Here is a 4589-nt window from a genome sequence, read left to right as displayed (position 1 = left end):
TTCTATACAATTCAGAAATCTTTTATGCATTTACACAAAATATTTTACGCTCTCCTGGATTATTTCGTGAGAAAAATCTACTGCCAACTAAGGTTGTTACTGATGCTGTTCAAGCTGAACACATTAAACAATTAGTGGATGATTTAGTCGCTAGTGATTACTGGCAATTAGATTATGCTGGTCGTTCTGAACGTGAAATTTACCGATTAGCTAAAAACAGTGGCCAGCCAGTTTATGCCCTTTCACATGCGGCACCATTACCGTTTTATGAATTACGAGAGCAAAATGGTCACTATCTAGTCTATGGTGGCCGCAATGCAATTGATAGTTTGGCGTTAGGTGAAGTTACTGAAGTTGGATTGATGCCAATTAGTCAAGCTGCTGCTAAATATCGAATTGTATTAGCCAATGTACAATTAACTGGTGGGCCTTATAAACTCGCTGGACGATCAGGGCTTGTTTCTGGCAACGATGATTTTCAAATTACTGCTAAAGCGGCTTACAAAGATCCTAAAAAGCCAGAACAACCGACGACTGATCCAGAAATGCGACGAAAAAAAGCACCGGCAGAAAATTTATCCCGGACACAACGGCATCGTAGTTAATTTAGCTAAAAACGAGTTGAATGTTTGAATTACTAAAAAGACTGGACAATTTCCGTAAGGATTTTTCCAGTCTTTTATTATGGTAATTAAATTTTAGTTTAAAGTTAGTTGTGTTAGTAACTGTTGCGGCTGCTGTAAATAGTAGGTTGCTTGTTTAAATTGGCCGTGATCATGTGCACCCCATCCTGCTACTGCAAAACCAGTACCAGCACCTAAAGCAGCCTTTAAATCATATTCTGTGTCACCAATGTACAACGTATTAACAGCATCACTATTTAATTGTTGGATGGCGTACAAAAGTGGGTCTGGTTTTGGCTTGTGTAATTTAGTGTCACTAGCGCTAACAATGATTGCCATTTGTTTAGTAAACGGATAAATGGCAATTTCATCGCGAACCTCTGCTTCATTTTTTGAGGTCACAATTCCAATTTGATGGCCAGTTTGCTTTAGTTGTTGAATTAATTTGGTAATGCCAGGAAAAATGGTGACACTTTTTTTATGTAATAAAGCTTCTGCAGACCATTCACGTCCCACTGCAACCGGATCGGTAACGCCTAATTGCTTCATGGCGTTTAGACCAGGAATACCAAGGCTAAATTCTAATTCAGCAAAAGTTTTATGAATACCGTACCGGGCAAGTACGATTTGTAACGAAGTTAAGACAGATTTTTCTGTGTCAACTAATGTGCCATCAAAATCAAATAAAATGGTCTGATATGTCATAATGCGCTCCTTTGTCGTGCAGGTTAAAGTTAGTATAACGAAATCTTTGCTGTGATGCAAAAACATAGAAATCAACGGATTAAACCGCTCACATGAATTGAGGGAACTTCATTAGAGCTTTGTTGGAATATTGATTGGAAAAGCTGATTAGTAAGTAAAATAAAGTTGCGCATGGATTAAAAATAAATTAAAATTGAAGCTATGGTTTTGATGGTATTTTTTATTACACATATTGGTGGGTAGATAGCTGAGCGTTGCTGTTATCTAAACGCAAAGTTTGGGGGAAGCTTAATGTCAATGATTGAATTTCATGATGTTGAAAAATATTATGGCGATTTTCACGCACTAAAACGGATTAATTTGACAATTGATAAAGGCGAAGTGGTTGTTATTATTGGACCATCTGGTTCTGGTAAAAGCACTTTGTTACGCACGATGAACGGTTTAAATACCATTTCTTCTGGCCAATTAATTGTGAATAATTTTGATTTAGCAGATAAAAAAACAGATATCAATAAGATCAGACGTGAAGTTGGCATGGTTTTTCAGCATTTTAACCTTTATGCTAACAAAACAGTGTTAGATAACATTACATTAGGGCCGCGTTTGGTTCTTAAAGAAGATAAAGCGCAAAGTGAAAAAGAAGCGATGAAATTATTAAGTTTAGTTGGCTTGGCCGAAAAAGCTCATTCATATCCGAGCATGTTGTCCGGTGGTCAGGAACAGCGAGTTGCAATTGCACGTAGTTTGGCTATGAAGCCCAAGGCCTTGTTGTTTGATGAACCTACCTCGGCTTTAGACCCAGAAATGATCGGTGATGTTTTGGATGTCATGAAAAAAGTCGCAGCAGAAGGGATGACCATGATTGTAGTCACCCATGAAATGGGTTTTGCTCAAGAAGTGGCCAACCGGTTAATTTTTATGGCGGATGGGGAAGTTTTGGAAGATGACGATACTAAAACCTTCTTTGCACATCCAAAAGAGGAGCGTGCGCGTCAGTTCTTAAGCAAAATTATTAACCATTGATGAAGGAGGCACGGAGATTGAAAAAATTAATTCACCGTGCACTACCACTTGTCTGCTTAATGGGGTTAATTTTGTTGATGAGTGGTTGTGGTAAACAGAATTTAGCTAAACAAGATGTTTTAAAGGCTAGTCAGCAAACCCAGACCATTACTTGGGGTGTCAAAGCAGATACCCGCTTATTTGGTTTAATGAACATTAAAACTAGTAAAATCGAAGGTTTTGATATTGATATGGCTAAAGGGATTACTAAGCAAATTTTAGGTGAGAACGGTAAGGCTGAATTTGTTCAAGTTACTAGTAATACACGGATTCCCATGTTAAAAAACGGCAATATCGATGCTATTATTGCCACTATGTCCATTTCACCACAGCGAGCTAAACAAGTTGATTTTTCTAAGCCATACTTTAATGCTGGTCAGGCAATTTTAGTTAAAAAAGGTAGTCCAATCCGTACCATTAAGGATTTGAATTATAAAGGTGCTAAAATTTTGGCTGTTCAAGGTTCCACTTCAGCGCAAAAGGTCAAAAAATTCGCACCTAAAGCGCGCGTTTTGGAATTATCGGATTATGCCCAGGCATTTACTGCGTTGAAATCAGGACAAGGGCAGGCGCTAACTACTGATAGTGGTATTCTTTATGGTATGTCATTAGAAAATCCTAATTATGTGGTTGTCGGTGGAACCTTTACTAAAGAACCTTATGGTGTTGCCGTTAATAAAGGTCAACAACCATTTACTCAAGCGATCAATCAAGCGGTTGAAAAAATGAAACAAACCGGTGAGTATCAACAACTGTTGAATAAATGGTTTGGCCAAGTTCCTGATTTTGATAAGGGAGGGGACTAAAGATGTTTTCAATTTTAGCTAATCATTGGCCAGCATTTTGGTCAGGCTTTTTGTTCACTCTAGCTTCTAGTCTCATTGCGTTAGCTGGCAGCTTAATTATTGGTGTGGTTTTTGCGTTATTGGAAATAAGTGAACATAAAGGCTGGCGAATTGTCGGCCGCATTTACGTTGAAATTTTTCGGAATATTCCCTTATTAGTGATTACCATGTTTTTTTACATCGTCATTCCCATGTTTTTCAGCAAGGTTAGTGGCTTTACAGCAGGAACGATTGGCTTAACAATTTATACCTCTGCTTTCATTGCAGAAACTGTCAGGGCTGGTATTGAGGCAGTTGATTTAGGACAGATGGAAGCCGCTCGTTCAAATGGTCTAACTTACACACAGGCAATGGTTCACATTGTTTTTCCGCAGGCAATTAAAATGACGATTCCACCATTAGGGAATCAATTTATCAATCTAGTGAAAAATTCCTCTGTTTTAGCCTTTGTTGCAGGCTTTGATCTGATGTATCAAGGAAATGTGATCGCATCAACAACTTTTGATACGTCAAATACTTATTTAGCAGTTGGTTTATTGTACCTCATTTTAACGTTACCACTTAGTTATTTTATGCGTTATCTAGAAAAGAAATGGGCTTAATTAAGGAGGAAAACTGATGGCTAATTTTGCACAAGCGTATTCATGGCTCAATATTCGTTTTCTTCTGGAAGGGCTGTGGGTCACGGTAGAAATTTCAGTGGTTGCGATTATTCTAAGCTTTATTATCGGTGGTTTGTTAGGCTTACTCCGTTATATTAAGATCAAATATTTATCTGCTATTGTTGGTTTTGTAATTGATATTATCCGTAATTTACCATTATTATTGATTTTATTCTTTACATTTTTTGGGCTGCCTAATATTGGCATTCGACCTGATGTAATTTTAGCGGCGATTTTAGCCATGACGGTGTTTGAATCAGCGATGGTAGCAGAGATTATTCGTAGCGGGATTCAAGCAGTTGATCCTGGGCAAATGGAAGCTGCACGCAGTAATGGGATGACTTACTGGCAGGCCATGCAGCATGTTGTGTTGCCACAAGCCATTAAAAAAATGATCCCGCCTTTAGTGAGCCAGTTTGTATCTTTAATTAAAGATACCTCATTGGCAACCATTATTATGCTGCCGGAATTAATGTACCACGCACAAATTATTTATGGTCAAAACACAAATTATGTTTTACCGATGTTTTTAGCGTTAGCGGTTTTATATTTTATTGTTTGCTATACATTATCTTGGCTATCGCGTTTATTAGATCGCCGCTTAGGGGCATAGTCAACAAAAAAGGCAACAGGTTAAAGTGAACCCCTAACGTTGGACAACTAAATCCAACGTTAGGGGTTTTACTATG

The 4589-nt window shown here is 38.0% G+C and carries 6 protein-coding genes; 5 read left to right on the top strand and 1 reads right to left on the bottom strand.

Annotated features, from left to right (window positions below):
• On the top strand, positions 1–605 hold a 605-nt coding region (locus FC24_RS11570; protein WP_338037832.1), incomplete at its 5' end, for a DUF6681 family protein.
• Positions 606–698: 93 nt separating this feature from the next.
• Here the strand turns inward: FC24_RS11570 and FC24_RS07715 are convergent.
• The gene (locus FC24_RS07715) at positions 699–1328 is read right to left on the bottom strand and encodes an HAD family hydrolase (protein ID WP_057874316.1); all 630 of its coding nucleotides are present in this window, start codon (positions 1326–1328) and stop codon (positions 699–701) included.
• Positions 1329–1619: 291 nt separating this feature from the next.
• Here FC24_RS07715 and FC24_RS07710 point away from each other — a divergent pair, with 291 nt between their 5' ends.
• Genes FC24_RS07710 through FC24_RS07695 form a run of 4 tightly spaced genes read left to right on the top strand, consistent with a single transcriptional unit; the run spans position 1620 to position 4513 of the window.
• On the top strand, positions 1620–2354 hold the full coding sequence (locus FC24_RS07710) for an amino acid ABC transporter ATP-binding protein (protein WP_057874315.1): 735 nt from the start codon (positions 1620–1622) through the stop codon (positions 2352–2354).
• Positions 2354–3199, top strand: a complete 846-nt coding sequence (locus FC24_RS07705; protein ID WP_191980382.1) for a glutamate ABC transporter substrate-binding protein — start codon at positions 2354–2356, stop codon at positions 3197–3199. The genes FC24_RS07710 and FC24_RS07705 overlap by 1 nt, the downstream gene beginning before the upstream one ends.
• A gap of 2 nt (positions 3200–3201) precedes the next feature.
• Positions 3202–3840 (top strand): amino acid ABC transporter permease, encoded by a 639-nt coding sequence (locus FC24_RS07700; protein ID WP_057874313.1) that lies wholly within the window; start codon positions 3202–3204, stop codon positions 3838–3840.
• A 16-nt stretch (positions 3841–3856) separates the two neighbouring features.
• Positions 3857–4513: an amino acid ABC transporter permease gene (locus FC24_RS07695; protein WP_057874312.1), complete on the top strand. Its 657-nt coding sequence runs from the start codon at positions 3857–3859 to the stop codon at positions 4511–4513.
• Positions 4514–4589 lie beyond the last annotated feature (76 nt).

It is taken from the genome of Loigolactobacillus rennini DSM 20253 (assembly GCF_001436505.1).
Taxonomy (GTDB): Bacteria; Bacillota; Bacilli; order Lactobacillales; family Lactobacillaceae; genus Loigolactobacillus; species Loigolactobacillus rennini.
The sequence above is the reverse complement of the archived record's forward strand: the minus strand, read 5'-3'. Positions and strand labels throughout refer to the sequence as shown.

Excerpts from the sequence above, each read along its gene's own strand:
- FC24_RS07710 (WP_057874315.1), top strand. The coding sequence starts at position 1,620 with ATGTCAATGATTGAATTTCATGATGTTGAAAAATATTATGGCGATTTT.
- FC24_RS07705 (WP_191980382.1), top strand. The coding sequence starts at position 2,354 with ATGAAGGAGGCACGGAGATTGAAAAAATTAATTCACCGTGCACTACCA.
- FC24_RS07700 (WP_057874313.1), top strand. The coding sequence starts at position 3,202 with ATGTTTTCAATTTTAGCTAATCATTGGCCAGCATTTTGGTCAGGCTTT.
- FC24_RS07695 (WP_057874312.1), top strand. The coding sequence starts at position 3,857 with ATGGCTAATTTTGCACAAGCGTATTCATGGCTCAATATTCGTTTTCTT.
- FC24_RS07715 (WP_057874316.1), bottom strand. The coding sequence starts at position 1,328 with ATGACATATCAGACCATTTTATTTGATTTTGATGGCACATTAGTTGAC.